A 26579-nucleotide genomic window follows, 5' to 3' on the forward strand; every position below is an offset into this window, starting at 1 on the left:
CATGTATTAGGCACGCCGCCAGCGTTCGTCCTGAGCCAGGATCAAACTCTCCATAAAAGTTGAGAATGACTTGCTCATTTGCACACCGAATGTGCTTGTTTTACTTCCTTCTATACTATAGAAAGAATTCTTGACGTACTGGTTGGTTCGTTCAGTTTTCAAAGATCAAATTTGTTTGCCGCTTCAAAATGGCGACTTAATTAATATATCATGTGTTCAAGTTGAAGTCAACAACTTTTTTCATGATAATTATTTCGGCTTCATTCGCCGTTGCCGCTCTCTTAACGCGACAAGTAATAATATACCACGGTAATCAATTACATTGCAATACTTTTTTCAAAAAAACTTATATTTTTATTTGTTAACTTTCCATATTGATTTCTTTATATAGATTAGAATGTTTCTGTTGCTTGAAATAAGGGTGCCTGCTCTCTGCCGGTTTATGAATCAATACCCAATTCTAACAGCAAAGTCAAAAAAAGATGGCAACATAAGTTAAAGCAGGGGTGTCGAAGATTCCTCGGGAAATCGTTCTTTACTTTCTGAGTTATCTTGAACGAAAAAGAGCCAGCTCCTTACTCGTAAGAACGCAGGTTAATCGGGTATATAAGGATAAGACATATACCCGATCAGAGCTGCATGACGATAGGAGCTAACTTATTATCCCTAAAACTATGTTGGTTGAGCCGTGTCGTGAAAAGCTGGTGGGAAGAACCTCCCTCTTGCCCAGCTAAAAACGGTGCTCTTCCTCTTCCTTTTCTTCTATTATTTTACGTCTTTACGACTCCACCGCTTATAATACCCAAATATGAATGGCTACTAATGATAGAACTCCCGGCAGTCCAAGCAGTGCTGATGCGGCCGTTGTAAACACATTAATGGGAATGTGGAGACCGAACTGAGCGCCAAAGAGATTTACGAAAAATAATAGAACCACCGCAATAACGACTCTCATCAAAGCTCGTCCAACCCATTTGATCGGCGAAGCAGGCATGCCTACAATCAACAATAAAGGTATGGCTAGTGCTAATAAAAGAATAACTAATACTGGATCCATAGAAATCCCCCTGTGCAAATAACTTTTCTTACTTCAAGTTATGTGTGAGCACAAGGGGGTATGCCTTTTGTTTAAGAAAGAGCATTAATCTTACGATGTCTCGCTTCTCTTAATAAGTAGAAATATTTAGATTTGGCTAACGATAAGTCCAACAATCCTTCTTCGCTGGGCTCAATACTATGTTCAATAATGTTTTCAAGTGTTTCCCACTCATATTTCAAACGTTTAATATCCGCTAATAACTGCTGATCCATGGCTTTCTTCTTAGCCTTTTTCTTTGTTAACAAGATGATCCACCCTTTATATACATTAACAAACAGCATGCTTTCCTTTTTAATTCTAAAGGATAAAGGAAGAAGACCACTACCTATCAATGTTCATATGAAATGATTTTCTCAACAAGAGAAAGCGTAAATGATCCTGGCATGATCAAGAGGAAAAGGTTTAAAGAAACGACTCCCTTTCCGTCCTGCACCGCGAAAAAGCGGTGCTTTTCCTATTCCTTTTTCTTCAGTCTCTAATAGAGGAACCATGGCGTATCGCGCGTGTACATCCACTAAAGCTTTTTCAACGGCCTGAGAAACTTCCTTATAGGAAGAATCTATTTAAAGGTCTCTGCGACCTTCAAGCGCTTTAGATAATGTAACTTCATCTGCATATTCCAAGTCGCCGCCGACAGGAAGCCCGTGGGCAATTCTAGTCATACGTATACCCGAAGGCTTGACCAGCCTTGAAATATACATAGCCGTTGCCTCTCCTTCAATGTTAGGGTTGGTTGCTAAAATAAGCTCTTCCACCCCTTCATCTTTTAAGCGGTTAATAAGACTAGGAACGTTAATGTCTTCGGGGCCGATCCCATCCATAGGTGAAATCGCACCATGGAGCACATGGTATTTACCGCTGAATTCTTTCATTTTTTCCATGGCTATGACATCCTTCGGATCTTGAACTACGCATATAATAGAAGAATCACGAGATTCATCCTGACAAATGGAGCATGGATCTTGGTCCGTAATATGACCACAAGTGGAACAATGAGTCAGTTCTCTTTTCGCGTTGACAAGTGCTTTACCAAAATCAAGCACATCGTCTTCTTCCATTTCAAGGACGAAAAAAGCCAGGCGGACAGCCGTCTTAGGGCCTATCCCTGGCAGTTTCGTAAAACTGTCAATCAGTTTTGATATTGGTTCTGGATAATACATGGAAACTCCTCCTAGAACATCCCACCAGGCATGCCTTTCGTGAACTCACCCATTGTATCATTTGTTTTATCGTCCACTTGCTTGATGACATCGTTCGTTGCCGCAATGATTAGATCCTGAAGCATCTCAACGTCATCTGGATCTACAACTTCTTCATTAATTTCAACGTCTGTGATTTCTTTTTTACCGTTAGCTGCGACTTTCACCATTCCGCCGCCTGCCGTTGCTTCAAAAGTCATTTCATAAAGCTCTTCTTGAGCCTTCATCATTTTCTTTTGCATTTTCTGCATTTGTTTCATCATATTGTTCATGTTTCCTCCACCACGCATGGTAAAACTCCTCCTTTTAATCTTTCACTTTAATCTTGAATGTCAATAAGGTCATCGCCTGCTAATTTTCTAGCTTCTGAAATAAGTGGATCTTCTTCCTGACCACCTTCTTCAGAAGATGGGGCACTATCTTCTTCACCACTATTATCTTTCTGTTTGCGCACATATTCTTCTCGAAGTTCTTTCCACTTTTCAACCGGGATCGGAATAACCGTTAACGGTTTACCTGTAAACTCGGTAAGTAAAGGTTCAATCGTTTTTTGATGTTCAAGTGCTAACGAACAGTGAATATCGTATCGAAAGGCTAAGATCAGGGCTTTTGGTGAAGCAGCACTCGGCTTACTATTTAACAACGTAGCATGCGCAGGTGCATTGCTTTGCTTTAAACGATCCATAAACTGCGGCCAATGGTTTTGCACTTGCTTCAACTCTTCTTTAGACGCTTCGCTCAATACGATACGAATACGGTCATATGGAACATTATAACCGTTTTTATTCGATCTTGCAGGTGTGCGCTTTTGAGGCTGCGCAGATGCTGCGCCGCTTCCTGCTTGAGCGGGCGGATTCGCCTTAAGTTGAGCGAGTTCTTTTTCCATTTTCTCCAACTTTTGTGAAAGCTTCGTCACTGCATCAGAATCAAGATTTGGATCAGCCTGGTTGGCTGGTTGTTTATCCACTATATTTAATATCGCAATTTCAATAAACACTTTAGGACTGGTCGTCCATTTCATTTCCTGCTGACATTTATTTAATTCCCGAATCGTTTGTTGAACCCACTGAGGGTGCAGGAGGTCAGCTAAATTTTTAAACGCTTCGTCTGGAATTGCTCGTTCAAGATTATGCTGTAAATCTGGAGCACTTTTATATAGCAAGAGATCACGAAGGTAGTAAATAAGATCGAACACAAAGCGTCCAGGGTCTTTCCCCTGCTGAATCAATTGATCCACTATACTTAACGATTCGTTAATTTGCTTGTCATGTAAAGCTTGGATAACTTCTGAGAGTTTACGTTGAGATACAGAACCTGTGACCGCCAACACATCATCCACTGTTACTTCCTCTTCACTGTAGGAAATGGATTGATCGAGTAAGCTTAACGCATCCCTCATTCCACCTTCTGCCGAGAGCGCTACAATTTCTAAGGCTTCACGTTCTATGGAGACTTCTTCTGCGCCGATGATTTTCTCCATGCGGTCGACCATCGCTTGCTGCGTAATCCTCTTAAAATCGAAGCGTTGACAGCGGGAAATAATCGTCAGTGGGATCTTGTGAGGCTCAGTTGTGGCTAATATAAAGATTACATGCTCAGGAGGTTCTTCCAACGTTTTTAATAAAGCGTTAAATGCTCCCATAGAAAGCATGTGAACTTCATCAATAATGTAAACTTTATAAGAGACAGCGCTTGGAGCGTACTTGACTTTGTCTCGAATTTCTCTTATCTGCTCAACTCCATTATTAGAAGCCGCATCAATTTCTATAACATCTGAAATGGAGCCATCCTGAATGCCAAGACAAGCAGAGCACTCATTACACGGCTCTTTCGCCGGAGCATTCTCACAGTTAACGGCTTTAGCAAAAATTTTTGCAGCACTAGTCTTCCCTGTACCCCGAGGCCCGGAGAATAAATAAGCGTGAGAAAATTTATCTTGGGCGATCGCATTTTGCAGCGTTCGCGTAATATGGGTTTGTCCAACTACATCTTCAAAGTTTCTAGGCCGCCAAACACGGTACAGTGCCTGATAACTCATTCAACCGCGCTCCCTTTTTAGTCTCTCGTCTATTATAACTGATTTAAGGAGCTTATGTGAACCTTCTTAAGAAAGGCTTATTACCCCATTTTACCGCGTAAAAAAAGAGCCGCTATGATCATTCCTCATAACGGCTCTTAATTTGGTATATGTATACCGTGCACCCACTTTCGATGGCTCGAACCCAAGCGTTACTCATGTTCATGGCTCGACCCAGGCACTCCCGCGGCACACGGGATGATCAGCTTACTGCTGCTTCCTTCCGGATCTGACAGGGTTCACTGGTTCCCGTTGCGCAGGACCTGGGTGTCAACACCACTCTCATGAGGCAGACCTTGAATTCGAACCACCTCGAGTGGGGATTCGGCCTCGCTATAGCGGATTGCGAGTACAGGGCACCGCTACCTCCCCGCTTAGCACGGTATTTTCAAGTATAGCGAGTTTTATCAAAAAATGCAATGATTACATGCAGATAATTATTCCCATTTTATTTCTTTTTTCGTTTATCTCTTAATCCTCTAAAGAACCGGGATAGAATCTGTCCGCATTGATCGCCCAGTATACCGCTTTCTACTTCACACTGATGGTTAAATCGTTCTTCTTGCAAAAGGTTCATTAATGTTCCCGCGCAGCCTGCTTTAGGATCAGAAGCACCATAGACGACTCGGGGAACTCTTGATTGTACAATCGCTCCTGCACACATCGGACATGGCTCCAGCGTTACATATAAAGTGCAATCTTCCAGCCTCCAGCTCCCTAACCATTGATTGGCTTTTTCTATCGCAATAAATTCAGCATGCGAGGAAGCCAGCTGCGATGTTTCCCGTTTATTATATCCTGTGGCAATGACTTCATCGTTATGTACAATCACTGCTCCAATCGGAACTTCTCCCATCGCTTCCGCTATATCTGCCTGTTCCAGTGCCAGGCTCATAAAGTGTTCATCTGTATTCAAAAAATCCTCTCCTTTTTCATCATGTTTTCGTATAAATGAACCAAGTTCTCTCATATATTCATTGTAGTTGAGGAAGGAGTGTCTTTAACATGCAAATTCATGTTGTCTCACAGGGGGATTCCGTGTATTCCATTGCGGCCCTATATGAAACCACCCCAAATCGGATTATAGAAGCAAATGAGCTAGAAACCCCAGGAAACTTAGTGATCGGTCAAGCGCTCGTTATTCCTATTAATGGAGAATATTATTTTGTTCAGCCAGGGGATAGTCTTTTTGAAATCGCACAGCTCTTTAATACAACTGTTGAGGAGCTCATTCAAGTAAATCAATTGCAGCCGGGCGCTATGCTTCCGGTAGGATTTCGTCTTTTTATTCCTCCAAAGCCGAAAAGCAACATTACATCTAATGCTTATATTGAACCCACTGGGGCCCAAGTATCACAAACCTTAATCGATTCTGCCGAAAGACGATCGGCTTTACTTACGTATTTGGCACCCTTTAGTTACCGCATTCAAGAAGATGGATCTCTGGAAGCTCCACCACTTGATAACTTCCCAGCCATTGCTCAAAATAACAATACTGCCTTAATGATGGTCGTTACAAATTTAACGGATGAAGGTTTTAGTGATGAACTTGGACGTACCATTCTTACAAATGAACAGATTCAAGATACATTATTAGATAACATTATACAAACCGCTCAAGAAGTTGGCTATCAAGATATCCATTTTGACTTTGAATTTCTGCCTCCAGAATTAGGGGAGCAGTACAATCAATTTTTACGAAAAGCGAAGCAGCGGCTGGCCAATGAAGGGTTATTAATCTCTACAGCTTTAGCTCCAAAAACGAGTGCAGAGCAGCAGGGAGAGTGGTATGAAGCCCATGATTACAAAGCCCACGGGGAAATTGTCGACTTTGTCGTGCTAATGACATATGAATGGGGATACAGCGGCGGACCGCCATTGGCTGTATCGCCGATCGATAAAGTGAGAGAAGTCGTAGACTATGCGTTAACAGAAATGCCTGCGGAGAAAATATTGCTGGGTCAAAATTTATACGGCTATGATTGGACCTTGCCTTTTGAACCAGGAGGAGATTTCGCCAAAGCCATCAGCCCTCAGCAAGCGATTCAGCTGGCACGTGAAAATAATGTCTCCATTTCCTATGACGAGGAAGCTCAAGCACCTTATTTTACGTATACTGACGGGGAAGGTAATGAACACGAGGTTTGGTTTGAAGATGCTCGCTCGATTCAGGAGAAATTCAACTTAATAAAAGAACTGAATTTAAAAGGCATCAGCTACTGGAAATTAGGGCTGTCCTTCCCGCAAAACTGGGAGATCCTGAACAATGATTTTAATATCGAGAAAAACCAGTAATTGCTGCGTTCAGCTTGCAGCGCTTTTTCTTAAAAATAAAAAAGGCAGCTCGCAAGGCTGCCTTTATCATTCAACAAATGTTACTGTGCGATGATTAATTTCAGCTTGATGATAAGCTTTTTCAAGTCCGATTTCTTCGATGGCCCGCTTAGACACCAAACGATAAGGAATTCTCACTTCGAATTCATGTTCAAAAGGAAACGGATCAAGAGAAACTCTTTTCTCATCTTCCCATCTCGGCATAATCCCTTCCGGAGCTACATCAAATTGCTGTCTAAACCCATCTCGGAACCAGGAAACTTCTTCTTCTTTAGGAATTCCAGGTTCTTGCATACAAACATACAAAGAAAGATCATCACAAAATTGCAGACGCTCGAAATGAAGTTGATAAATATCAGAAGGAACCTCCATCTTCATATGGGAAGCTAATTCTTCCCGACGCTTCTCTTCTTCTGCAATAAATTTCTCGATTTGTGGATCTCCACTATCCTTAGAAAAAAAGGATTGATAGTGAGAACTACATAGTATACCCGCATAGGAAGAACGCTCAGAGACTTCTTTGATGCCTCTTTGATAGGCTTGCAGTTTTTCCTTTAAAGGATAATCGATAAACGAATAGGGTCGCTTTTCCTCTTCATTCCAGGATGGATGTTCATCTAATGGAATCCATGCCCGGTCATGTTGAGAGACCGCCCAGTCTGCTTCCTCACGCAGCTTGGATCGAAGAAGAAATTTTTGTTTCCAATGCAATACAATTTCTCCTGACACTAAAGCATGTTCATGCTGAGCAATCAATAGAAAATCTTCTTCTCTTTCAATAACAATCACATCATTCCCCCCCATTCTTCAAGTCTTTATTATTTCTTATTATAGTTTATTCGACGATCATACACTATACGACTTTTGAATATATAAGAAAAGCCGCCAAGGAGAAACTATCCTCAGCGGCTTCCTTTTTCAATCGTAAAATTAGTTTAAAAGCTTATTCGCTTCTTTATTGAAAGCAGGAAGGTCATCTGGCTGACGACTCGTCACCAGCTGATTTCCACACACTACGACTTCTTCGTCTTTAAAATTAACACCTGCATATTCCATATCTACAGCAATGGATTTAAAGCCTGTAGCTGTGCGTCCTTCTAACGATTTTGCTGTAATAAGCAGCTGTGGTCCGTGACAGATCGCAAAAACAGGTTTCTTTTCATCCATAAAGTGCTTAGCGAATTTAACAAATTTCTCGTCGCCGCGCAGCTGATCTGGAGAAAAACCTCCCGGAATGAATAAAGCATCAAAATCTTCAGGCTTTACATCATCAATAGAAGTGTCAATCGTTACGGTCGTTTGACCTTGTTTCCCAGTAACTTCTTTTCCAGCCTCCCACTCAATGGTAGTCACTTCATGCCCTTCTTTTGAAAAAGCATCAACAGGCTGGGTATATTCTACGTCTTCAAACAGAGATGTCATGACACATGCAATTTTACTCATATCTTTACCACTCCTTGAATGTTGTTTAATGAAGTCACAAATTTTATGTTCCCCTATATGTTAAATTTAAACTCATTTCTTCAAGATAATGGATATCCAATTAAGTGAAATCGTTCATTGAAAAAGTTTGAAAAGCTGTATCCTCCTGATTTTTGTACACTTCTTTACCCGCGATTTGATTGATTATATGAACGTTCCGGTGAACAGACAATCCTAAATTCGTAGCTCCTGCCCCGTGGGAATGAACGAGATTCGTTAAAGTGAAAAAATGATGGTCACGCTCATCATTAAAGACAAGCTGATAGTCTCTCGAAACGGCAAAGCTTTTTTCATCTTCCCATTTAATCTTCTTTTGAAATCGATCTAAGAACCAACTTGGCAAATTGGGTTTATAGCCCGTGGCTAAAATGACTTTATCTGTTTGATAACGAAAAGTTTTTTCCTCCTGCCACTGCTCACATTCCAGCTCATAACCCGCTCCGTTACGTTCAATAGACTTTACCTCCGTCATCGGGTTAATCAGCACATGACTTTTCTGCCCGCCCGCAGTTTTATGATAAAGCTGCGAATAAAGCCGGGTAAGCGTGTCAGGGTCAATGCCTTTTCTTAGAGCCCCAAGCGTTTCTAGATTTTTTTGACGCTGGTCAAATGTTAACCCATGAAAATAATCGACATATTCAGGGGTAAAAAATTCCTGCGCAAATTTTGCCTGATCGAGTTGAAACAGTCCACCTGTTCTAGAAAGCAGCGTCAGTTTCATATCATTGCGTTTTTGTTCTTCCAGTAAATCCAGGAACACCTCGAGCGCACTCTGACCGGAGCCCACTACTGTGACATGCTTTGAATCAAGAAGGTTTTCTTTTTCAAACAAATACCTGCTTGTATGAATGACATCTTCACGCGGCAGGTCCTCCATCCCATCTAAAACCAGAGGTTTACTTCCTGTTCCTAAAACAACATGTTTGGTGAGATAACTCTCTTTTTGATTGGTGTCCTTATCGAAAGCTATAACTTCGTAATGATCGCTGTGATCAATAACATCTGTAATAAGGTGATTAAAATATAAACCTTTTAATTGTTCAGCCGCCCATTGTAAATAATGGTTGTATTCCTGACGAGGAATTTTAAAATGCTGATGAAAGAAAAAAGGAAACATTCGGTTATGTTCATGTAAATAATTCATAAATGTATATGGATTCTTTGGATCTGCAAATGTTGTAAGATCAGCTAAAAAAGGCACTTGTAAATCCATACCGTCAATAAGCATCCCAGGATGCCATTCAAATTTTGGCGTGTCATCAAAAAAGGCTGAGGATAAGTCTGTTTCCTCCAGCAAAGCGGCTAATCCTAAATTATAAGGACCAATTCCAATTCCTATTACATCATACAGTGTCTTCGACAAAATCTTCACTTCCTTCAAATTAATAACCTTTCTATTACTTCCAAAAGATTATGTACATTTAATCAATATAAAAAAGCCCCTAAAGGACCCTTCTTCTTTCCTTTATCTATTCCCTAAACCGAGTTCTTATAAGCTTATGAATCGGCGATAAACTTATTGTTTCACGTGAAACAAATTTAGACAGAGAAGAGCACACAGTACCAAACTGTGTGCTCTTGCTGTCGGAAAAGGTGGTAGGAAACGGCGAGACTTCTGAGGAAGAGTCACTTCCTATAACCCATTACTTTTTCTAACACAAAGGCTCTTTAAGGTTCTCTAAAAACTGAGCACACAGCTTACAGCTGTGTGCTCCTTCTTCATTATTCTTCTAAAGTAGACGTATCTCCGGTCGGTAATCCCAGTTCCCAGGACTTAAGAAGACGTCTCATAATTTTCCCGCTTCTCGTTTTAGGAATGGTGTCCTTAATCTCAATTTCACGAGGAGCTGCATGAGCGCTTAGTCCCTTCTTCACAAACTGTCGAATATCCTCTCGCAATTCATCTGATTCGCTGTATCCTTCTCTTAACGTTATGAACGCTTTAATAATTTCGCCTCGTTCTGGGTCCGGCTTACCAATAACGCCGGCTTCAGCTACGGCTTCATGCTCTATCAGTTTACTTTCCACTTCAAAAGGTCCAACTCGTTCGCCTGACGTATTAATAACATCATCTAAACGGCCCTGGAACCAGAAATAACCGTCTTCATCCTGATAAGCACTATCTCCTGAAACATACCAGCCATTAATAAAATAGCTTTCATATTTTCCTGGATTATTCCAAATAGCTCTCATCATGGACGGCCACCCCTCTCTAATCGCGAGGTTCCCCATTTGATTAGCCGGTAACTTATTTCCTTCATTATCGACTATTGCTGCTTCAATACCAGGAAGCGGTTTACCCATGGAACCAGGTCTCATATCCATTGATGGATAGTTACAAATCAGCATAGCCCCTGTTTCAGTCATCCACCACGTATCATGAATACGGAGATCAAAGGCTTTAAGCCCCCAAGTAATTACTTCTGGATTCAACGGCTCTCCTACACTTAAAATATGACGAAGAGAAGAAAGATCGTGCTTCTGAGCCGTTTCTTCCCCAGCGCTTAATAATTTTCGGAATGCTGTAGGCGCAGAGTACCAGACACTCACATTCTGCTCAGCAATGGTTCCATACCAATCATCAGGGCTAAAGCGTCCCCCTCTGACTACGTTAGTAACCCCATTTAACCATGGAGCAAAAATTCCATAACTCGTTCCAGTTACCCAGCCAGGGTCAGCAGTACACCAATAGACATCATCTTCCTTAAGGTCCAACACCCATTTTCCGGTTTGGTAATGCTGGATCATCGCATTGTGTACGTGATAAACCCCCTTAGGTTTACCAGTTGACCCAGACGTGTAGTGAAGCAGCATACCATCCTCTAAATCGACCCATTCAATTTCGAAATCCTCAGAGGCCTTTTCCATTTCCTTTTCGAAACTAATATAGCTGCCGTCATCATCTCCACCGACTAAAATGATTTTTTCCAGATTAGGAAGTTCATTCTGCGGCACACGATCCAACAGGTCTGGCGTGGTAATCAGCATTTTCGCTTCACTGTCTTCCAGTCTGTCACGAACCGCCTGTTCCATGAATGCTTCGAATAAAGGCCCGGCAATGGCACCGGTTTTTAAAATACCTAAAAATGAAGCGTAGAATTCAGGGCTGCGGTGCATGAATAAGAAAACACGATCCCCTTTTTCAATACCTTGATTCTTAAGGACGTTGGCAAACTGATTACTCTTATTCTTTAATTGCTCAAATGTTAATGACTCTTCTCGCTCAGGAGAAGAATAAATAAGAGCAGCTTTATCTTTTTTAGCAGGATCCGCAGCATGCTTATCAATGGTTTCATAAGCAATGTTTACTTTTCCTGTTTCGCTCCAAGTAAAATTAGCTTTCGCTTCATCCCATTTGAAGTTGTCGTACGTTTGTTCATAGTTTTCTAAGTTGTGATTTCCTGATCTTGCTTTGATTGGTTGCATGTCCATAATATCACCTCATAGAATGATTTTTTGTAAACGGTTTCTTTCCACTTCTGAAAAAAGCTCTGCTTAAATTTTATGTTGAAACAGAGCTGAATTCATGACATTTTCAAAAAATTTCGTGAATTAATTACTATTTTAGTAGAAAGCGATTCATTTTTAAAGGGAAACGCCCAAAGATTTACATAATTAGTTCTTAATCACCCTTTCGTTCATTGACTTACAAGAGAGCGATCCCTATAATAGACATGCTTATCATGATAAATACGAACTTCTTAAATAAAGGAGGATTCCCTTGGCTGGACGCAAAGATGAACAATTAACAGATTTAACACTCCTCGGTAATCAAAATAACGATTATTCGTTTGAATATGACCCCGGTGTATTAGAAACATTTGATAATCAGCACCCAAACCGCGATTATTTTGTAAAATTTAACTGCCCGGAATTTACGACCCTCTGCCCTAAAACTGGTCAGCCTGATTTCGCTACTATTTATATCAGCTACATTCCTGACGTCAAAATGGTAGAAAGTAAATCTTTGAAATTGTATTTATTTAGTTTCAGAAACCATGGAGATTTTCACGAAGATAGCGTAAATACAATTATGAATGATTTAATTGATCTAATGGATCCTCGTTATATTGAGGTTTGGGGGAAATTCACCCCAAGGGGCGGGATTTCCATTGACCCTTATTGTAATTATGGAAAGTCTGGCACAAAGTATGAAGATATAGCTTCTCACCGATTAATGAACCACGATCTATATCCTGAAAAAATTGATAACCGTTAAAGAAGCTATGACAAATCAAAAGACCCGAACCCAATCGAAGGGTTCGGGTCTTTCTATATTCAGCATTCACCGCTTCGCTTTACGAGAAAAAGAACCTTTCTTATTTCTTATCATTTTTATACTGCATATAGACGGCTTGGGTGACAAGGAAATCTTCCATTCCGTGTTTGCCGTCCGCTCCTCCAAGACCTGATTTGCGCATGCCTGCATGATACCCTTGAACCGCTTCAAAATTCTCACGGTTTACAAACGTTTCTCCAAATTTGAGTTCATTCACAACACGCATGGCTTGATTGAGATCTTCCGTATAGACGGAAGAAGAGAGACCAAACTCTGTATCATTCCCTTTCTCGATCGCCTCATCTAACGTTTGATAGGTTGTGATTGGGATAACAGGTCCAAATATTTCCTCCTGCATAATAGTAGAATCATGCTGAACATTGGTCAGGATGGTCGGCTTATAAAAATATCCTTTTTCCTTAGAAGCACGCTCACCGCCAATAACCACTTGTGCGCCGGCTTCTACGGCATCATTCACCATTCCTTCTACTTTTTCCAGTCGGTCTTTACTCACGAGCGGCCCGACATCTGCATCTTTATTTTCAAGAGGGTCGTCGATGGTAAGCTGTTCAAAGGAATGCTTTAACTTATCAATTAATTCTTCTGCTGCACTTTCATGCACATATACACGCTCAGCATTTGTACAAGCTTGCCCATTGTTTGCTAAGCGTGACGTTTGAATGCTTTCAACAGCTACATCGAGATCTGCGTTTTCAGTTACGATGGCTGGTGCTTTACCCCCAAGTTCAAGGTTTACCTTCGTAATATTCTGCGCAGCTGCTTCCATCACTTTCGTTCCCGCAGGTACACTCCCCGTCATCGACACCATTTGTACTTTTTCGTGTGACGCCAAAGCATTGCCAATCTCAGATCCTGTACCCGTTACTACGTTATATACGCCTTTAGGAATTTCTTCCATCGTCTCTATAATCTTAGTAAACTCCATGGCGGTATTTGGCGTTTGCTGACTTGGTTTTAATACGATTGAGCACCCAGTCACTAAAGCGGTAGCCACTTTCCTGGCTAAAATAAATACCGGGAAGTTCCAGGGCACTATGCCCGCCACAACACCTATTGGTTTTTTGTAAATGTAGATGTTTTCATTCGGCCGGTCACTCGGTACGATTTCTCCTTCAATACGGCGGGCCCACTCAGACATATATCTAAAATAATCAATAGCTAAATCTACTTCTCCACTGGCCAGTTCATGGTCTTTACCTTGTTCTTCCTGCAATAATTCAACAAATGTAGCTCTGTTCTTTTCGATTTGATCACCGAGTTTACGTACAATTTTTCCCCTTTCAATATTTGGGGTCAGCTCCCATTCCTTTTGAGCTTGAAAAGCAGCTTCTACTGCCCGATTAACGTCATCTGTAGTTCCTTTAGGTGTTTTTGAAATCACCTCTTCGGTCGCCGGGTTGATAATATCAATCCATTCTTCGCTGCTAGAGCTTGTATATTCACCATTTATATAGAGTTTATGTTCAATCACACAACATCCTCCTCTTTTCATTTACAATTTTCATTCCACTTATTTCCTAACTCTAAACAATCAGGTATGCTCATTCCTACACAGAATATAATTCGTTATACTATGGTAAAAAGAAAAGGAGAATTGTATATTGAAAAAAGAAAATCAAATGTTAATCATTCTCAGCTTTATTGGTACAGCTAATATCATGGCAGCCATCATCCTTCTTTTTACCGTCAAGAACATGTTGGTCTCATCCCTGCTCATCGTTTCTGGTGGTTTACTTATTGTTGGAGGAGTCGCTGATAAAAAAGAGCGTAAAAAAAGAAAAGGGAGTTCATAATCCCTTTTCTCAGTGTTCACCATTCTAAAATAAACCCTTTCACGTCTTTAGACCCGGCATTTTCTTGTTTCTGCCGGGCAACAAAGTAAGGGTTGTCTGCGTGGAGTTCATAATTAATAGATTCAGGTTCTAAATATAGTTTGAACTCTAAGTTTGTCACTTTGTGAAGAGTAATATCAGCCACCGTCTCCTGCTTATTGTCTTCATCAATTAATAAAATATCAATTTGATCGTAGCCATGACTAATCAGTCGATCTTTTAAATCCATACACGATTCCCCCAAAAGTCTCATATTCATCTACTACTTATATACCCTAAATAACAGCACTAAAACCACAGTTCTTTTTTATGTAGGAAGCGGGGCTTTCCCCCGCTTATTATTAATAGCCGTAGCCACCGCCGCCAACGTATGCTGCACCAATAATAATTAATAAAATAAACAGCACAACCAATAGCGCAAATCCGCCACCATATCCTCCGCTCATATTGAGTACCCCCTCTCCATACTTTCTTTATTACGTTATGTAAATAAAAAAATCAGGTAAGGGCGTTTGCGGATTTTTTAGAAGATTTCCAGGAGTTAATCTTCTAATAGTCAAATAAGAAATACTCTTCGGAACGCAAGCCAGAAAAAGTAAGCCGCTTGCCCAAAAAACATGAAACCAAATATTGGAGCAGGTACAAACGGCACAATTCTAGCCAGGTTAGCTGCATCGCCTGCTTGAGAAGGCGAAAATAAACTAAGGAGCATAATTTCGAACGCACTGCTCACTGCTTCTACCATAACTAAGCACGCAATGAATACGAGAACATATTGGATGACTGTTTGATGACCTGTACGCAATAGCCAAATAAACCCCGCTCCAAAAGTAACCAGCCAAAAAATCCCATATATATTTCTCACCCAAAACAAGACGTTAATCAATAATAAAGCCATTAATATATAGACCATCCACCGATAATGTCCTTTTATGATAAGGTAAAAAAAGAAATACCCTACAAAAGAAGCAAACACATAGCCGGATAAACTTGTTAGCAATTGACTTAACCAGGAGGAATGACCCGTCATGGTCACCCCGGATGTATTAGGAAATAAAGATATATTCCGTACTTCACCACCGGTTAATAATGCCACTAGTGAATGACCCGTTTCATGGATCATCGTATTAAGCATAGCGAAATATTTCCCGATAAGCGGGGCTTGAGTGAGTAAGAACGCTAAAATCAAGCTAATGATAATTTGAAGTTTCATTTGGCTGCTCCTTCCAGTGACACCCCATGGATTAAAATCTATTTTACTTGTACTTTTACCATTCGTATAATGGTAGTAATGAAGATTTTGAGGAGACCTACCCATGTATACGAAAATTATCGTCATTTGTTTCATTCCATTATTAATTTTTACCGGCTGCCAACCATCCGAGGAACAGGAGATTGAATTAACGATCTCAACGGCAGCCAGTTTAGTAGATGTAATGGAAGAAACTGTTGAAGATTACGAGAAAGACCACAATGTTTCGATTACTTTAAATGCCGGAAGTTCCGGGAAAATTGCTCAGCAAATACAGCAGGGCGCCCCGGTTGATGCTGTTATTTCAGCAGATGAACAATGGATAAACCGCTTAGCTGAAGGCGAACATATTCGTACAAATACACAGCAAGCTATTGTTAAAAATACGCTCGTGCTAATTGCCTCAGAAGATAATAAAGAATCAATCGACCAATTATCACAACTTTCGTCAAAAAATGATTCATCTATCGTTATAGGTGATCCGGATAGTGTGCCTGCAGGCAATTACGCGAAACAATCATTGCAACAGGCCGGCGTTTGGGGAAATATTGAAGATCAGCTCGTTTACGCGAATGATGCTAGGCAAGTCCTTACTTATGTAGAATCGAACAATGCTGACTACGGTCTCGTCTATACAAGTGATGCGCTGATTTCTGAGCAGGTTACAGTTGTTCATGAAGTAGAACGAAGTACCCATGAGCCAATTATTTACCCAGGAGCCGTAACAAGTCAAAGTACAAACCCGGATGAAGCAGAAGCATTCCTTGATTCCCTGCAATCAGAAGAGACACAACAATTATTTAAATCTTATGGATTTAAGTTAGAACAGGATTGATAACTGAATGAATTCTTCTCCGTTACTACTATCTTTACAAACAGCAAGTATAGCTACCCTTATTGTTTTTATCACAGGAATCGCTTCAGCAAGATTAATCAGCCGTAAATTATTTCCCGGGAAAAGTATCGTAGAATCCATACTTTTGCTCCCTATGGTACTTCCCCCGACCGTGATTGGTTTCGGCCTTCTATATTTATTCGGAAATAACGGTCCAATCGGCCGTCTATTAGTCGAATGGTTCGGCATACAAGTAGTATTTTCTTGGTTAGGAGTTGTCATAGCTGCAATCGTAGTGTCGTTTCCGCTAATGTATCAAAGTGCGTCAGCCTCTTTCCAAAATTACGATCCCCAAATTGAAAGAGCTGCTCTGACATTGGGCGCATCACGATGGAAAGTATTCTTTACTATTTCTTTCCCTTTAGCCTGGCCCGGCCTTTTAGCTGGTACCGTCTTAACGTTTGCTCGTGCTTTAGGAGAGTTTGGAGCAACCTTAATGCTTGCAGGTTATATCCCTGGTAAAACAGATACCATCCCTTTAGCCATCTATTTTGCTGTCGAATCTGGTAATATGGAGGAGGCACGGTTGTGGGTTATTGTCATCCTGCTCCTCGGATTCAGCTCTATTCTCTGGTTAAATTGGTGGAGCAGATATAATATTCTAAGTTTCAGAAATCCCAAATAAGGAGAAAGTCCTATGCTTCATGTTCAACTCAGAAAAAAACTGTCTCATTTCACTTTGAATGTTGAATTTTACGCAGGAAACGAGACCGTGATTTTGTTCGGTCGATCCGGATCAGGAAAAACGACTATACTCAATTGCATTGCGGGTTTAGAGGTGCCTGATCAAGGAAAAATTGAACTGCACAAAGCCGTTCTAACGAAAGATAAACAACTGATTACTCCTACTCAAAAACGAAAAGCAGGTTACGTTTTTCAAGACTATGCCCTTTTCCCCCATAAGACGATTTTGGAAAATATTAAGTACGGATCCAGTGATGACTATCTTATTAATCACCTGCTTACTATTTTGAAGATTGATCACTTAAAGTCCCAGTACCCCCATCAAATTTCTGGAGGCGAAAAACAGAGGTCAGCCTTAGCCCGTGCGCTTGCCGCAAAACCTGACATTTTATTGCTCGATGAGCCATTCTCCTCCCTGGATGAGAAAACTAGATACGAATGCCACAGCGAGCTTTTAAGACTTAGGCAAGAATGGAATATTCCCATTATCCTCGTCACTCATGATCGTCGAGAAGCCGAACATTTAGGGGATCGTATACTTTCTATAGAAAAAGGGAAACTTGAATAACAGCCTTTTGATAAAGGAGAAGTATTGAAACCTCACAACTTATTCGATACGATTTTAAATGAAATAGTTTTACTATTCCACTTTAGGAGTGACTGGTATGAAACCGTCTAATAAATACGTACGTTCTATTCTGAAATGGGTCATGCTCGCTTTGATAGCAGCCATGATTTTAGTAGGGGTTATCGTAGCTTATCTTTTTATCGCTGACATGTTTTATAAAGAAGAAAAAGACGACTTCAATGAAAATGGAGAAGTCTCCATGCCAATCAATGTAGAAATAGATCAATATGTGAGTATCAGTCCGTAATACTGGATAAAGTCAGGTCGTAGTTTTGTGACGAAAATAGAAGAATTGTCACCTAAAGGCCGGGATTCAATTTTATTAAATGACTTTCACATACGTTTCACTAGCTGTTATATAAAACGAGAGACCTTTTGAATTCTCTACTTTGTACTGATTGTATCCTTCGACCTTCACCCGATCAACAATGCGTGGAAATCCATAGCCTTTCTGTACATAACCCGCTATCGCTTCATTCCCCCAGGTCGGTTGACTATAGAACCTCAGTTCACCTTCATATATAGATTCTATCCTTCTTCCTACATACCAGGGCCGTTTACTGGAAGCTTTAAATGGAAGATTAAAAAAATCACATATCCCTTTTGCATGCTCAACAGCCACTTCGTTCTGGAACTCAGTCTCTCTCATAAGTAAAGCTTCTTTCGGATGGTCCATAAAACCACTTTCTGTTAACACAGCAATCATCGATGTCTCTCGTAACACGTGAAAGTCTGCTTCTTTTACCCCTCTGTAATACTGCTTTGTCCCTTGCTTTAAGTATCTTCCAATGGAATGAGCAAGCCGTCCTGCATCTTTGTTAAGGTGTCCACGGTACACATAAAGTTCAATTCCATTGGGATTATCACTAAAATGCCCATTATACGCATTATAATGAATAGAAATATAAGCGTCAGCTCCTGCTTGATTCGCTCGATTCGTTCGCACGGAAAGGGGAATGTCTTTCTCCTCAGGTGCCACAAGCAGCGTCTGAAAACCACTCGCTTTTAGCATATTATTTAATCGGTGAACGACTTCGCGATTAAATTCATTTTCTTTTATTGAGGCTCCAATACTGCTGATATAAGGCGTCCGCTTTCCTGGTGTGTTCATGCCATGTCCATCATCTATTGCGATTAATATACTTATGCTTTTCACTCTCCTTTTAAAAAATCTACCTCTTCTATTTTGCGCGTTACGCGTAACTTATATTTTATAATAGGTATAAACCCTGTATAAGTCAATTATATTTACACAAAATGTGTAAATATTTTCGCGTTTTGCGTAAATATAGTATAATAATGGAATAAACGATAAAGGTGAAATTTATGAAATCATTAGGAGAACGTCTTAAAGAAGCCCGCCAAGCGAAAGGGTGGAGTCAAACCTACGTTTGTGATCAATTAAGGATCTCAAATTCGAGACTGTCTGGCTATGAGAGAAACTATCGGGAACCTGACACAAAGATGCTCACTACATTAGCTTCTCTCTACCATGTTTCCACTGACTGGCTGATGGGTGCCACTGAACTGCCCGCGCCACAGCAATCAAACCACTCCCATCCTCGTCTCCAGGATCCTGAACTACAAAAATGGTATGAAGCACTCCCTCAATCAAATGAAGAAAATCTTAGTAAATTGAAGAAAATATGGGATATCATTACCTCTGATGAATGATGAAAAAGCTGAATCACCTATGGATTCAGCTTTTTCATCTTCTCTTACTGTAAGTTTCCCTTATTATTTTCCCTTACGTTCTTCTTTTGCGGCTTTCGTAAAGCCTTCTCTCCGATTCACAATTTCAAATAATCCGGTACCTGATAAACCCGCTCCTGCTCCTGCCCACAGTCGCAGAACTAATTCCATATCAGTCAACGGGGAGGCTAAACTTCCAAGTAATAACCCTGTCCCGACGCTTAACAATGGTACATAATTTTTAGGTAGGCTGATGGTCCGTTTCACAACTTCTACACTACCGACAACAAAAGGACTTAAGACTGTCGTAAAAAACAAAACTTGCTGCATAATTTCATGTTCTAAGGGACTCACCCCCTCAGGAAAACAAAGACAAGAGTTGAAAAGCTATTCTAGTAAACTGAAAGTAGTTTCTTTTCCTGTCTTATAGTGATATAGTACGTAGAAAAAAAACAAATGTGAGCACGTTTATCCCCCTTTGCTATTATTAATTTACAAGGGGATTAAGGAGGCTTTTATGACTATTAAAAAGACCAAAAAGACGGCGTTATTTATCGCTTATGAAGGATTTTTAATTACATTGGCATTACTATCCGTATTGTTTATATGGTCTGAAAATACGACACTTAGCTATATTGATAACTTTATATGGATTATCTTTTTAATTGATGTTCTAGTTCGTTTAATAAAAGCCAGAAATAAATGGAGGTTTATTAAACACAACCCATTTGATTTCGTTGCCGCCCTGCCGCTCGACAGTATTTTTCAACTGGCTCGATTCGCTCGTTTAATTAAAATCATCCGAGTGTCTGCTATTTCGAAGCAGAATTTAAAACCCTTTTTTAAAATTCTGCGTACCAATGGGCTTGACCGTGTGTTTACTTTATCGTTTCTTCTCATATTTGGAGCGGCTGTTATTATTAAAATAGTTGAACCAGAAATTGAATCTTTTTCTGATGGGGTATGGTGGTCGATTGTCACAGCCACAACTGTAGGATACGGGGATATTTCTCCTGACACTATGGTTGGAAGGTTGATTGCCGTTATTTTAATGTTAATCGGCATCGGATTGATCGGCATGCTTACAGGGGCGATCACCACTTTTTTTGTAAAAGAACAGAAATCCCAGCATCCGACTGTTTCTTTTATTCGCCACCAGCTGAGCCGTTATGAAGATTTAACATTAGACGAAATGAAACAGCTTGCTGTCCTGATGGAAGAAATGAAAGAGGAAAAACGAGAGGTGGAAAAGCATTAACGCCCCCGGCAGGATTCGAACCTGCGGCACACGGTTTAGGAAACCGATGCTCTATCCCCTGAGCTACGGGGGCACGTGATTTATATTATACAAAATTACGATAAAATTGAAAAGCGCTTTTCTTTGATAAATCAACGAAACCTGTTACTTCACTTTCTTCCGTGTGGTAAAATGGTACTTGTCTGTCTAAACGTATCGAATTTTGTTTTCATCGGAAATAAGGAGGAAAAGAGATGGGACAATTACCTTTCATTGCCGTAGAAGGCCCCATAGGGGTTGGTAAAACGTCTCTGTCTAAAAAGCTCGCCTCCCAGTTTGATTTTCATTTGCTTAAGGAAATCGTTGAGGAGAATCCGTTTTTAGGCAAGTTTTACGAGAATATTGATGAATGGAGTTTCCAAACGGAAATGTTTTTCCTATGCAACCGGGTCAAACAATTGGAAGACATTGATCGTGATTATTTAACACATGGAAAGCCTGTCGTGGCTGATTATCACATTTCTAAAAATATGATTTTTGCTCGCCGTACACTGCGAGAAGATCAATTTCATAAATACGCACAAATCTTTGATATACTCACGCATGATATGCCTAAACCAAATATGGTTGTCTACTTACATGCCAGCTTAGATACGCTGCTTGAGCGGATTCGGATGAGAAACAGGGATGTAGAAGCTAATATTCAGCCATCCTATTTAAAACAGCTCTCGCAGGATTATGAAGACTTTATGACTCATTTTGAAGCGGCTCACCCTGATATTCCTGTCATTCGAATAAACGGTGATGAACTGGATTTTGTGAAGCATCAAGATGATTTACACTATATCGTTGATCAAGTGCAGAACCACTTGAATAAAGGAGAAGTAATCAAATGAACGCACGAGAACGGTACGGAATCCCCCATGACAGTGTCATCACAATAGCTGGTACGGTAGGCGTAGGAAAATCTACGATGACTAACGCGTTAGCGAACGCTCTTAATTTTAGAACTTCATTTGAAAAAGTCGAAACGAACCCTTATCTCGATAAATTTTACAGTGATTTCGAACGGTGGAGTTTCCATCTACAGATCTATTTCCTTGCAGAACGCTTTAAAGAGCAGAAAAAAATCTTCGAGTATGGCGGCGGTTTTATCCAAGATCGCTCGATTTACGAAGATACAGGAATATTTGCGCGTATGCATTATGAAAAAGGGACGATGTCCGAAACGGACTATAACACATATACCAATTTATTTGATGCCATGGTAATGACGCCTTACTTTCCACACCCGGATTTACTGATTTATCTGGAGGGATCTTTTGAGGATATTCTCAGCCGTATTCAAGAGCGTGGCCGTGAAATGGAACAGCAGACGCCTGTTGAGTACTGGGAAGAGATGTTTAAGCGTTATGAGAATTGGATTGATAACTTTAATTCCTGCCCGGTTTTAAGACTTAATATTGCGGACTATGATGTGCTGAACGATGAATCAAGTATTGAGCCTGTGCTTGAGAAAATCGGTCATTTCATTCAGCAGTCACGGAAATGGCGGTCCAGCCACCTGCTGACTTAATAAGGAAAAAGCCCAAGCTGCAAATCGCTTGGGCTTTTTTGATCGGTAAACGTACGGTTACACAAGAATAACGGTCATACCCTACCAATCACCATTAATTCATCCAACAGTACTAAGGAAGGTTTGAATTTGAGGTTAATGTGAATAAGGGTCGTAGGGAACCGGTTCGCTTTCCGTGGGCGTGCATTGAGCCTCCTCAGGCTTTCGCCTTCCGGGGTCTCACCTAGCCCGCTAATCCCACAGGAGTCTTCCCGTTTCCCTACGCCCCTTGCCATATGTAAAAGTCCAAATCGAAACACATTCCTTTGGCACGATCCTGACAAAGGGCCTCGTCTAGCTCCTTCTCCCACGCAATCCTCACCGTTTCCCAACCACCCATTTGTTATTGAGGTTCACGGATCCATGTATTAAAACAGTGTCCGTGTTCAAAAGGTACTCTTTATCACGATATGGCATAGAACCTCGTGACAGTAAGTTTTACTCCCGCAAGAAGTCCTTTTATAGTTTTAGAAACTTTAAACCTGTAGCGTTTCCTTCATTCTCACAAACGCAGGGAGGTCAGGGAAATTGCGAGACTCCTGTGGGACGAACATGATAGGTGAGACCCCGGAGGAAGAAGTCCGAGGCTGCTCAGCGCATGCCCACGGAAAGGGAGCAATTTCCCTGATCCTCCTTACTCTATCCGGTAAAGGAAACATGTGCCCTTCACACAGTTATTTCAATAAACTAAAAAACCGTTGCACGAGGCAACGGTTTTTGTTCTGTATAATCTCCAATATTTATGCGCTATTGTTGATAAAAATGGCGGAGGAGGAGGGATTCGAACCCCCGCGGGCCGTGAAGCCCCTGGCGGTTTTCAAGACCGCTCCCTTCAGCCGAACTTGGGTACTCCTCCGTGTGACCGACAATAAATAATATATCACGACTGCAAATAGCCGTCAATCATTTTGTCGATTTTTTTGTGAAAAAGTCTCTTTCTCTTTCACTGCTTAATTATTATACTAATCAGCAGGGTGCAAGTCAATTATGCCCGGCCTCAGTTACAAGCTGAGAAGTCTTTTTCAAAAAGAAAACTGACTCCCTCAATGGAGCCAGTTTTCTAAACAATTATTGAATGACGTCCTTGCCGCCCATGTACGGTCGAAGTACCTCTGGAATGATAACAGATCCGTCTTCCTGCTGGTAATTCTCTAGAATCGCAGCTACTGTACGTCCAATCGCTAATCCAGAACCGTTCAGCGTATGAACAAACTCAGGTTTTCCTTTTTCTTCACGACGGAAGCGGATGCCTGCACGGCGTGCCTGAAAAGCTTCGAAGTTAGAGCAGGAGCTGATTTCACGATACGTATCATTGCTTGGAATCCATACTTCAATATCGTACTTTTTGGCCGCTGTGAAGCCTAAATCTCCGGTACACATGCTCATGACACGGTATGGAAGTTTGAGCAGCTGTAATACTTTCTCTGCGTGCCCAGTCAGCTCTTCAAGAACTTCATAAGAGTCTTCAGGTTTCGCAAACTGTACGAGTTCTACTTTGTTAAACTGATGCTGACGAATCAGACCACGTGTGTCACGTCCGGCAGAACCTGCTTCAGAGCGGAAGTTTGTACTGAAAGCGACAAACTTTTGCGGAAGCTGTTCTACGTGTAAAATCTCTTCTCGATGATAATTTGTAACAGGTACCTCTGCCGTTGGCACAAGGAAATAGTCCCAATCCTCGATCTTAAAGGCATCTTCCTCAAACTTTGGCAGCTGCCCGGTTCCCGTCATAGACGTACGATTAACCATCTGGGGCGGAAGCATTTCGTGATAGCCATGCTCATCCGCATGAAGATCCATCATAAAATTTAGTAAAGCTCTTTCTAACCGCGCGCCAAGTCCTTTATAGAAAACAAAGCGGCTTCCTGTTACTTTAGAAGCTCTTTCAAAATCAAGAATGCCTAAATCTGTGGCGACATCCCAATGAGGTTTCGCTTCAAATTCGAACTGAGGTACTTCACCCCATTTACGATCTTCAATATTATCATCTTCGTCTTCTCCGACAGGAACACTTTCATGAGGAATATTAGGAATAGACAAGAGCATCGTATCCAGACGTTCTTCAATTTCCTTAAGCTCCGTATCCAGTTCTTTAATACGATCTCCTACCTGGCGCATTTCTTTTATTTTATCGTCAGCATCTTGTTTTTCTTTCTTCAATAATGAAATCTCTTTAGATACTTCATTTCGTTTAGCCTTTAATTCTTCTGTCTCTTGAATTAACTCACGACGGCGGCTGTCCAGGTCTTCAAATGTATCAAGCTCTGATAAATCTTCTCCTCGTTTTTGAAGCTTTTGTTTTACTTCTTCAAAGTTTTGGCGCAAATACTTCATGTCTAACATTGGATTTCCTCCTTTTAATAAAAAATAAAAAACTCCCGTCCCTTTTTATAGAAAAAGGGACGGGAGCTTGGTTATAAGTTCCCGCGATACCACCCTGGTTGAAGGTAAACGAACCTTCCGGCTTAACTCTCATAACGGTGAGGCGCCGGTTTACCCTACTGCTTTTCAAGTAAACTACTCAAGGATGGATTCCCAGCGATTTTTCATCAGTTCACACCAGCCACTGACTCTCTTTTAGAAAAATCGATCTAGTACTGCTTCCTGTCACTGTATCTTCATATAGGACAATCTTTTCAATAAGAATAGCGGATTCTTTCTTAAGATGCAAGTGATTTTTTAGCTTCTTCCACCATTTGAACAAAATGTTCAGTTAAACGATGATCATCTGTTAATTCAGGATGGAACGAACAGGCTAAAAAGTTGTTCTGCTTAGCCGCTACAATATTTCCTTCATAGGCAGCTAATACAGACGTTCCTTCTCCTACACCTTCAATATATGGTGCACGGATGAAAACAGCATTATACTGATCTGCAATTCCATCGATATCAAGGGAGGCTTCAAAGCTTTCCCGCTGACGACCGAAGGCATTACGACGTACCCGGATGTCCATTAATCCTAAGTGGACATCATACGATCCATCAATCTCGGAAGCTAAAAGAATAAGCCCTGCACATGTGCCAAAAATCGGTTTTCCTTGATTGCCAAATTGACGAATTGGTTCAAGAAAATTGTATTTATCAATTAAGCGGCGAATCGTTGTACTCTCTCCTCCAGGGATAATGAGGCCATCGATTTCGTCTAATTGTTCAATTTTTTTAACGACAATGCCTTTTGCTCCAGATGCTTCTACAGAACGGATGTGTTCCCGAAAAGCTCCTTGGAGCCCTAACACACCAATTGTAGTCATGATGCATGTCTCCTTTTTGTTCATAAGCGGACGGTCTTATCCGTTCACTTTTACTTTTCTTCCTTACTGACTTCTATCCTGCATACGCTGATCTTCAGTAAGAGTACTCATTTCAAGGCCTTTCATAGCTGTTCCCAGACCTTTAGAGATTTCAGCGATTAATTTATAGTCGTCATAGTGAGTTGTCGCTTCAACAATCGCACGGGCAAATTTCGCAGGGTTATCTGACTTAAAGATACCGGATCCGACGAAAACGCCGTCTGCGCCTAACTGCATCATTAGAGATGCATCAGCTGGTGTCGCAATTCCGCCTGCTGCAAAGTTTACAACAGGAAGGCGTCCTTCTTCGCGAATCTCCAGAAGAAGATCAAATGGAGCACCATTCTCTTTGGCATAAACCATTACTTCATCTTCGGACATGCTTTGCAGTTGACGAATTTGTGATTGAACCTGGCGCATGTGGCTCACTGCTTCTACAATGTTACCTGTACCTGGTTCACCTTTCGTACGAAGCATAGACGCTCCTTCACGGATACGGCGCGTAGCTTCGCCAAGGTTACGACATCCACAGACAAATGGTACTGTGTAGTCATCTTTCTTAATGTGATAGATTTCATCAGCAGGAGTTAAAACTTCACTCTCGTCAATATAATCTACACCCATTGATTCTAGTACACGAGCTTCCGTAATGTGACCAATACGTGCTTTAGCCATAACGGGAATAGATACGGCTCCCATTACTTCTTCCACGATTGTAGGGTCTGCCATACGAGCAACTCCGCCTGCAGTACGAATATCAGATGGAACACGTTCTAGTGCCATAACCGCTACAGCACCTGCTTCTTCAGCGATTTTTGCTTGTTCTGCATTTACAACGTCCATGATGACGCCGCCTTTTTGCATTTCTGCCATTCCGCGTTTTACGCGATCTGTACCTGTTTGAGCCATGATAATTCCTCCCTGGGTTATCTATAATTATCGATCATAATGATCAGAATCTTT

Annotated in this window: 30 protein-coding genes, 2 tRNA genes, 1 other RNA gene and 1 other annotated feature; of the genes, 11 read left to right on the forward strand and 22 right to left on the reverse strand. The window is 41.0% G+C overall.

Translation table 11 applies throughout. The annotated features are described in order from the left end of the window. Positions 1-793: 793 nt before the first annotated feature. From ACGTNH_RS00005 to tadA, 7 genes are all read right to left on the reverse strand, one after another. The gene (locus tag ACGTNH_RS00005; protein ID WP_394584090.1) at positions 794-1057 is read right to left on the reverse strand and encodes a pro-sigmaK processing inhibitor BofA family protein; all 264 of its coding nucleotides are present in this window, start codon (positions 1055-1057) and stop codon (positions 794-796) included. Between the two features lie 71 nt (positions 1058-1128). Continuing rightward, positions 1129-1344 (reverse strand): YaaL family protein, encoded by a 216-nt coding sequence (locus ACGTNH_RS00010; RefSeq protein ID WP_394584091.1) that lies wholly within the window; start codon positions 1342-1344, stop codon positions 1129-1131. Between the two features lie 318 nt (positions 1345-1662). Further along, positions 1663-2259 carry a recombination mediator RecR gene (gene recR / locus ACGTNH_RS00015; protein WP_394584093.1) on the reverse strand — a complete coding sequence of 199 codons (597 nt, stop codon included), beginning with the start codon at positions 2257-2259 and terminating at the stop codon, positions 1663-1665. Positions 2260-2270: 11 nt separating this feature from the next. Further along, positions 2271-2588, reverse strand: a complete 318-nt coding sequence (locus ACGTNH_RS00020) for a YbaB/EbfC family nucleoid-associated protein (RefSeq protein ID WP_394584095.1) — start codon at positions 2586-2588, stop codon at positions 2271-2273. A 29-nt stretch (positions 2589-2617) separates the two neighbouring features. Beyond that, the gene (dnaX, locus tag ACGTNH_RS00025) at positions 2618-4336 is read right to left on the reverse strand and encodes a DNA polymerase III subunit gamma/tau (protein WP_394584096.1); all 1719 of its coding nucleotides are present in this window, start codon (positions 4334-4336) and stop codon (positions 2618-2620) included. Positions 4337-4492: 156 nt separating this feature from the next. Continuing rightward, positions 4493-4758: signal recognition particle sRNA large type (gene ffs / locus ACGTNH_RS00030), an RNA gene on the reverse strand. Between the two features lie 65 nt (positions 4759-4823). Beyond that, the gene (gene tadA, locus ACGTNH_RS00035; protein ID WP_394584098.1) at positions 4824-5291 is read right to left on the reverse strand and encodes a tRNA adenosine(34) deaminase TadA; all 468 of its coding nucleotides are present in this window, start codon (positions 5289-5291) and stop codon (positions 4824-4826) included. Positions 5292-5380: 89 nt separating this feature from the next. On the opposite strand from tadA, the gene ACGTNH_RS00040 reads away from it, so the two are divergent. After that, positions 5381-6670 carry a glycoside hydrolase family 18 protein gene (locus tag ACGTNH_RS00040; protein WP_394584099.1) on the forward strand — a complete coding sequence of 430 codons (1290 nt, stop codon included), beginning with the start codon at positions 5381-5383 and terminating at the stop codon, positions 6668-6670. Positions 6671-6736: 66 nt separating this feature from the next. Here ACGTNH_RS00040 and ACGTNH_RS00045 read toward each other — a convergent pair whose 3' ends face one another. From ACGTNH_RS00045 to acsA, 4 genes are all read right to left on the reverse strand, one after another. After that, positions 6737-7498: a DUF3891 family protein gene (locus ACGTNH_RS00045; RefSeq protein ID WP_394584101.1), complete on the reverse strand. Its 762-nt coding sequence runs from the start codon at positions 7496-7498 to the stop codon at positions 6737-6739. 141 nt (positions 7499-7639) lie between these two features. Beyond that, positions 7640-8152, reverse strand: coding sequence for a type 1 glutamine amidotransferase domain-containing protein (locus ACGTNH_RS00050; RefSeq protein WP_394584103.1), 513 nt, complete (start codon positions 8150-8152; stop codon positions 7640-7642). A 100-nt stretch (positions 8153-8252) separates the two neighbouring features. After that, positions 8253-9554: a lysine N(6)-hydroxylase/L-ornithine N(5)-oxygenase family protein gene (locus tag ACGTNH_RS00055; RefSeq protein WP_394584104.1), complete on the reverse strand. Its 1302-nt coding sequence runs from the start codon at positions 9552-9554 to the stop codon at positions 8253-8255. 359 nt (positions 9555-9913) lie between these two features. Continuing rightward, entirely contained in the window at positions 9914-11623 is a 1710-nt protein-coding gene (gene acsA / locus ACGTNH_RS00060) for an acetate--CoA ligase (protein ID WP_394584106.1), read from the reverse strand. 289 nt (positions 11624-11912) lie between these two features. Here acsA and queF point away from each other — a divergent pair, with 289 nt between their 5' ends. Next, the gene (queF, locus tag ACGTNH_RS00065) at positions 11913-12410 is read left to right on the forward strand and encodes a preQ(1) synthase (protein ID WP_394584108.1); all 498 of its coding nucleotides are present in this window, start codon (positions 11913-11915) and stop codon (positions 12408-12410) included. Between the two features lie 100 nt (positions 12411-12510). Here queF and aldA read toward each other — a convergent pair whose 3' ends face one another. Further along, positions 12511-13962 (reverse strand): aldehyde dehydrogenase, encoded by a 1452-nt coding sequence (gene aldA / locus ACGTNH_RS00070; protein ID WP_394584110.1) that lies wholly within the window; start codon positions 13960-13962, stop codon positions 12511-12513. Positions 13963-14092: 130 nt separating this feature from the next. Between aldA and ACGTNH_RS00075 the strand changes: the two genes are divergently transcribed. Next, positions 14093-14284: a hypothetical protein gene (locus tag ACGTNH_RS00075; protein ID WP_394584112.1), complete on the forward strand. Its 192-nt coding sequence runs from the start codon at positions 14093-14095 to the stop codon at positions 14282-14284. 16 nt (positions 14285-14300) lie between these two features. Here the strand turns inward: ACGTNH_RS00075 and ACGTNH_RS00080 are convergent, their stop codons facing one another. The 3 genes from ACGTNH_RS00080 to ACGTNH_RS00090 all read right to left on the reverse strand — a co-directional run bounded on the left by ACGTNH_RS00080 (position 14301) and on the right by ACGTNH_RS00090 (position 15536). Then, entirely contained in the window at positions 14301-14552 is a 252-nt protein-coding gene (locus ACGTNH_RS00080; protein WP_394584114.1) for a hypothetical protein, read from the reverse strand. A 112-nt stretch (positions 14553-14664) separates the two neighbouring features. Then, a complete protein-coding gene (locus ACGTNH_RS00085) occupies positions 14665-14769 on the reverse strand; it encodes a YjcZ family sporulation protein (RefSeq protein ID WP_101841824.1) in 105 nt (34 codons plus the stop codon). Positions 14770-14879: 110 nt separating this feature from the next. After that, the gene (locus ACGTNH_RS00090) at positions 14880-15536 is read right to left on the reverse strand and encodes a M50 family metallopeptidase (protein WP_394584117.1); all 657 of its coding nucleotides are present in this window, start codon (positions 15534-15536) and stop codon (positions 14880-14882) included. Between the two features lie 103 nt (positions 15537-15639). Here ACGTNH_RS00090 and modA point away from each other — a divergent pair, with 103 nt between their 5' ends. From modA to ACGTNH_RS00110, 4 genes are all read left to right on the forward strand, one after another. Next, positions 15640-16410, forward strand: a complete 771-nt coding sequence (gene modA / locus ACGTNH_RS00095) for a molybdate ABC transporter substrate-binding protein (RefSeq protein WP_394584119.1) — start codon at positions 15640-15642, stop codon at positions 16408-16410. A 7-nt stretch (positions 16411-16417) separates the two neighbouring features. After that, entirely contained in the window at positions 16418-17095 is a 678-nt protein-coding gene (gene modB, locus ACGTNH_RS00100; protein WP_394584121.1) for a molybdate ABC transporter permease subunit, read from the forward strand. Between the two features lie 12 nt (positions 17096-17107). After that, the gene (locus tag ACGTNH_RS00105) at positions 17108-17722 is read left to right on the forward strand and encodes an ATP-binding cassette domain-containing protein (protein WP_394584123.1); all 615 of its coding nucleotides are present in this window, start codon (positions 17108-17110) and stop codon (positions 17720-17722) included. Positions 17723-17819: 97 nt separating this feature from the next. Continuing rightward, positions 17820-18029 carry a hypothetical protein gene (locus ACGTNH_RS00110; RefSeq protein WP_394584125.1) on the forward strand — a complete coding sequence of 70 codons (210 nt, stop codon included), beginning with the start codon at positions 17820-17822 and terminating at the stop codon, positions 18027-18029. Between the two features lie 75 nt (positions 18030-18104). Here ACGTNH_RS00110 and ACGTNH_RS00115 read toward each other — a convergent pair whose 3' ends face one another. After that, a complete protein-coding gene (locus ACGTNH_RS00115) occupies positions 18105-18938 on the reverse strand; it encodes an N-acetylmuramoyl-L-alanine amidase family protein (RefSeq protein ID WP_394584127.1) in 834 nt (277 codons plus the stop codon). A 170-nt stretch (positions 18939-19108) separates the two neighbouring features. Here ACGTNH_RS00115 and ACGTNH_RS00120 point away from each other — a divergent pair, with 170 nt between their 5' ends. Continuing rightward, positions 19109-19456 carry a helix-turn-helix domain-containing protein gene (locus tag ACGTNH_RS00120; protein ID WP_394584129.1) on the forward strand — a complete coding sequence of 116 codons (348 nt, stop codon included), beginning with the start codon at positions 19109-19111 and terminating at the stop codon, positions 19454-19456. A gap of 63 nt (positions 19457-19519) precedes the next feature. Here ACGTNH_RS00120 and ACGTNH_RS00125 read toward each other — a convergent pair whose 3' ends face one another. Next, positions 19520-19828 carry a holin gene (locus ACGTNH_RS00125; protein WP_394584131.1) on the reverse strand — a complete coding sequence of 103 codons (309 nt, stop codon included), beginning with the start codon at positions 19826-19828 and terminating at the stop codon, positions 19520-19522. A 163-nt stretch (positions 19829-19991) separates the two neighbouring features. Between ACGTNH_RS00125 and ACGTNH_RS00130 the strand changes: the two genes are divergently transcribed. Next, on the forward strand, positions 19992-20732 hold the full coding sequence (locus ACGTNH_RS00130; protein WP_394584133.1) for a potassium channel family protein: 741 nt from the start codon (positions 19992-19994) through the stop codon (positions 20730-20732). Here the strand turns inward: ACGTNH_RS00130 and ACGTNH_RS00135 are convergent. Then, positions 20733-20805: transfer RNA gene (locus ACGTNH_RS00135), tRNA-Arg, on the reverse strand. A gap of 160 nt (positions 20806-20965) precedes the next feature. Between ACGTNH_RS00135 and ACGTNH_RS00140 the strand changes: the two genes are divergently transcribed. Both ACGTNH_RS00140 and ACGTNH_RS00145 read left to right on the forward strand, forming a co-directional pair. Next, a complete protein-coding gene (locus tag ACGTNH_RS00140) occupies positions 20966-21607 on the forward strand; it encodes a deoxynucleoside kinase (RefSeq protein WP_394584135.1) in 642 nt (213 codons plus the stop codon). Further along, the gene (locus ACGTNH_RS00145; RefSeq protein WP_394584137.1) at positions 21604-22287 is read left to right on the forward strand and encodes a deoxynucleoside kinase; all 684 of its coding nucleotides are present in this window, start codon (positions 21604-21606) and stop codon (positions 22285-22287) included. Before ACGTNH_RS00140 ends, ACGTNH_RS00145 begins: the two co-directional genes overlap by 4 nt. A gap of 802 nt (positions 22288-23089) precedes the next feature. Here the strand turns inward: ACGTNH_RS00145 and ACGTNH_RS00150 are convergent. From ACGTNH_RS00150 to pdxS, 4 genes are all read right to left on the reverse strand, one after another. Further along, positions 23090-23182 (reverse strand) — tRNA-Ser (locus ACGTNH_RS00150). 212 nt (positions 23183-23394) lie between these two features. Next, positions 23395-24669 carry a serine--tRNA ligase gene (gene serS / locus ACGTNH_RS00155; protein ID WP_394584139.1) on the reverse strand — a complete coding sequence of 425 codons (1275 nt, stop codon included), beginning with the start codon at positions 24667-24669 and terminating at the stop codon, positions 23395-23397. Positions 24670-24721: 52 nt separating this feature from the next. Beyond that, positions 24722-24946, reverse strand: a binding site (T-box leader). A 40-nt stretch (positions 24947-24986) separates the two neighbouring features. Further along, positions 24987-25577 (reverse strand): pyridoxal 5'-phosphate synthase glutaminase subunit PdxT, encoded by a 591-nt coding sequence (pdxT, locus tag ACGTNH_RS00160; RefSeq protein WP_394584141.1) that lies wholly within the window; start codon positions 25575-25577, stop codon positions 24987-24989. 63 nt (positions 25578-25640) lie between these two features. Beyond that, the gene (pdxS, locus tag ACGTNH_RS00165) at positions 25641-26525 is read right to left on the reverse strand and encodes a pyridoxal 5'-phosphate synthase lyase subunit PdxS (protein ID WP_394584143.1); all 885 of its coding nucleotides are present in this window, start codon (positions 26523-26525) and stop codon (positions 25641-25643) included. Positions 26526-26579 lie beyond the last annotated feature (54 nt).

Origin of the sequence: Halobacillus sp. B23F22_1, assembly GCF_043497005.1 — a bacterium.
In the GTDB taxonomy this organism is placed as follows: Bacteria; Bacillota; Bacilli; order Bacillales; family Halobacillaceae; genus Halobacillus_A.

Bases quoted from the DNA above. Each gene is read 5' to 3' on its own strand.
- ACGTNH_RS00005 (WP_394584090.1), bottom strand. From the start codon at position 1,057: ATGGATCCAGTATTAGTTATTCTTTTATTAGCACTAGCCATACCTTTA.
- recR (WP_394584093.1), bottom strand. From the start codon at position 2,259: ATGTATTATCCAGAACCAATATCAAAACTGATTGACAGTTTTACGAAA.
- ACGTNH_RS00020 (WP_394584095.1), bottom strand. From the start codon at position 2,588: ATGCGTGGTGGAGGAAACATGAACAATATGATGAAACAAATGCAGAAA.
- dnaX (WP_394584096.1), bottom strand. From the start codon at position 4,336: ATGAGTTATCAGGCACTGTACCGTGTTTGGCGGCCTAGAAACTTTGAA.
- ACGTNH_RS00040 (WP_394584099.1), top strand. From the start codon at position 5,381: ATGCAAATTCATGTTGTCTCACAGGGGGATTCCGTGTATTCCATTGCG.
- ACGTNH_RS00050 (WP_394584103.1), bottom strand. From the start codon at position 8,152: ATGAGTAAAATTGCATGTGTCATGACATCTCTGTTTGAAGACGTAGAA.
- acsA (WP_394584106.1), bottom strand. From the start codon at position 11,623: ATGGACATGCAACCAATCAAAGCAAGATCAGGAAATCACAACTTAGAA.
- ACGTNH_RS00080 (WP_394584114.1), bottom strand. From the start codon at position 14,552: ATGGATTTAAAAGATCGACTGATTAGTCATGGCTACGATCAAATTGAT.
- ACGTNH_RS00085 (WP_101841824.1), bottom strand. From the start codon at position 14,769: ATGAGCGGAGGATATGGTGGCGGATTTGCGCTATTGGTTGTGCTGTTT.
- ACGTNH_RS00090 (WP_394584117.1), bottom strand. From the start codon at position 15,536: ATGAAACTTCAAATTATCATTAGCTTGATTTTAGCGTTCTTACTCACT.
- modA (WP_394584119.1), top strand. From the start codon at position 15,640: ATGTATACGAAAATTATCGTCATTTGTTTCATTCCATTATTAATTTTT.
- modB (WP_394584121.1), top strand. From the start codon at position 16,418: ATGAATTCTTCTCCGTTACTACTATCTTTACAAACAGCAAGTATAGCT.
- ACGTNH_RS00105 (WP_394584123.1), top strand. From the start codon at position 17,108: ATGCTTCATGTTCAACTCAGAAAAAAACTGTCTCATTTCACTTTGAAT.
- ACGTNH_RS00110 (WP_394584125.1), top strand. From the start codon at position 17,820: ATGAAACCGTCTAATAAATACGTACGTTCTATTCTGAAATGGGTCATG.
- ACGTNH_RS00120 (WP_394584129.1), top strand. From the start codon at position 19,109: ATGAAATCATTAGGAGAACGTCTTAAAGAAGCCCGCCAAGCGAAAGGG.
- ACGTNH_RS00130 (WP_394584133.1), top strand. From the start codon at position 19,992: ATGACTATTAAAAAGACCAAAAAGACGGCGTTATTTATCGCTTATGAA.
- ACGTNH_RS00140 (WP_394584135.1), top strand. From the start codon at position 20,966: ATGGGACAATTACCTTTCATTGCCGTAGAAGGCCCCATAGGGGTTGGT.
- ACGTNH_RS00145 (WP_394584137.1), top strand. From the start codon at position 21,604: ATGAACGCACGAGAACGGTACGGAATCCCCCATGACAGTGTCATCACA.
- serS (WP_394584139.1), bottom strand. From the start codon at position 24,669: ATGTTAGACATGAAGTATTTGCGCCAAAACTTTGAAGAAGTAAAACAA.
- pdxT (WP_394584141.1), bottom strand. From the start codon at position 25,577: ATGACTACAATTGGTGTGTTAGGGCTCCAAGGAGCTTTTCGGGAACAC.
- pdxS (WP_394584143.1), bottom strand. From the start codon at position 26,525: ATGGCTCAAACAGGTACAGATCGCGTAAAACGCGGAATGGCAGAAATG.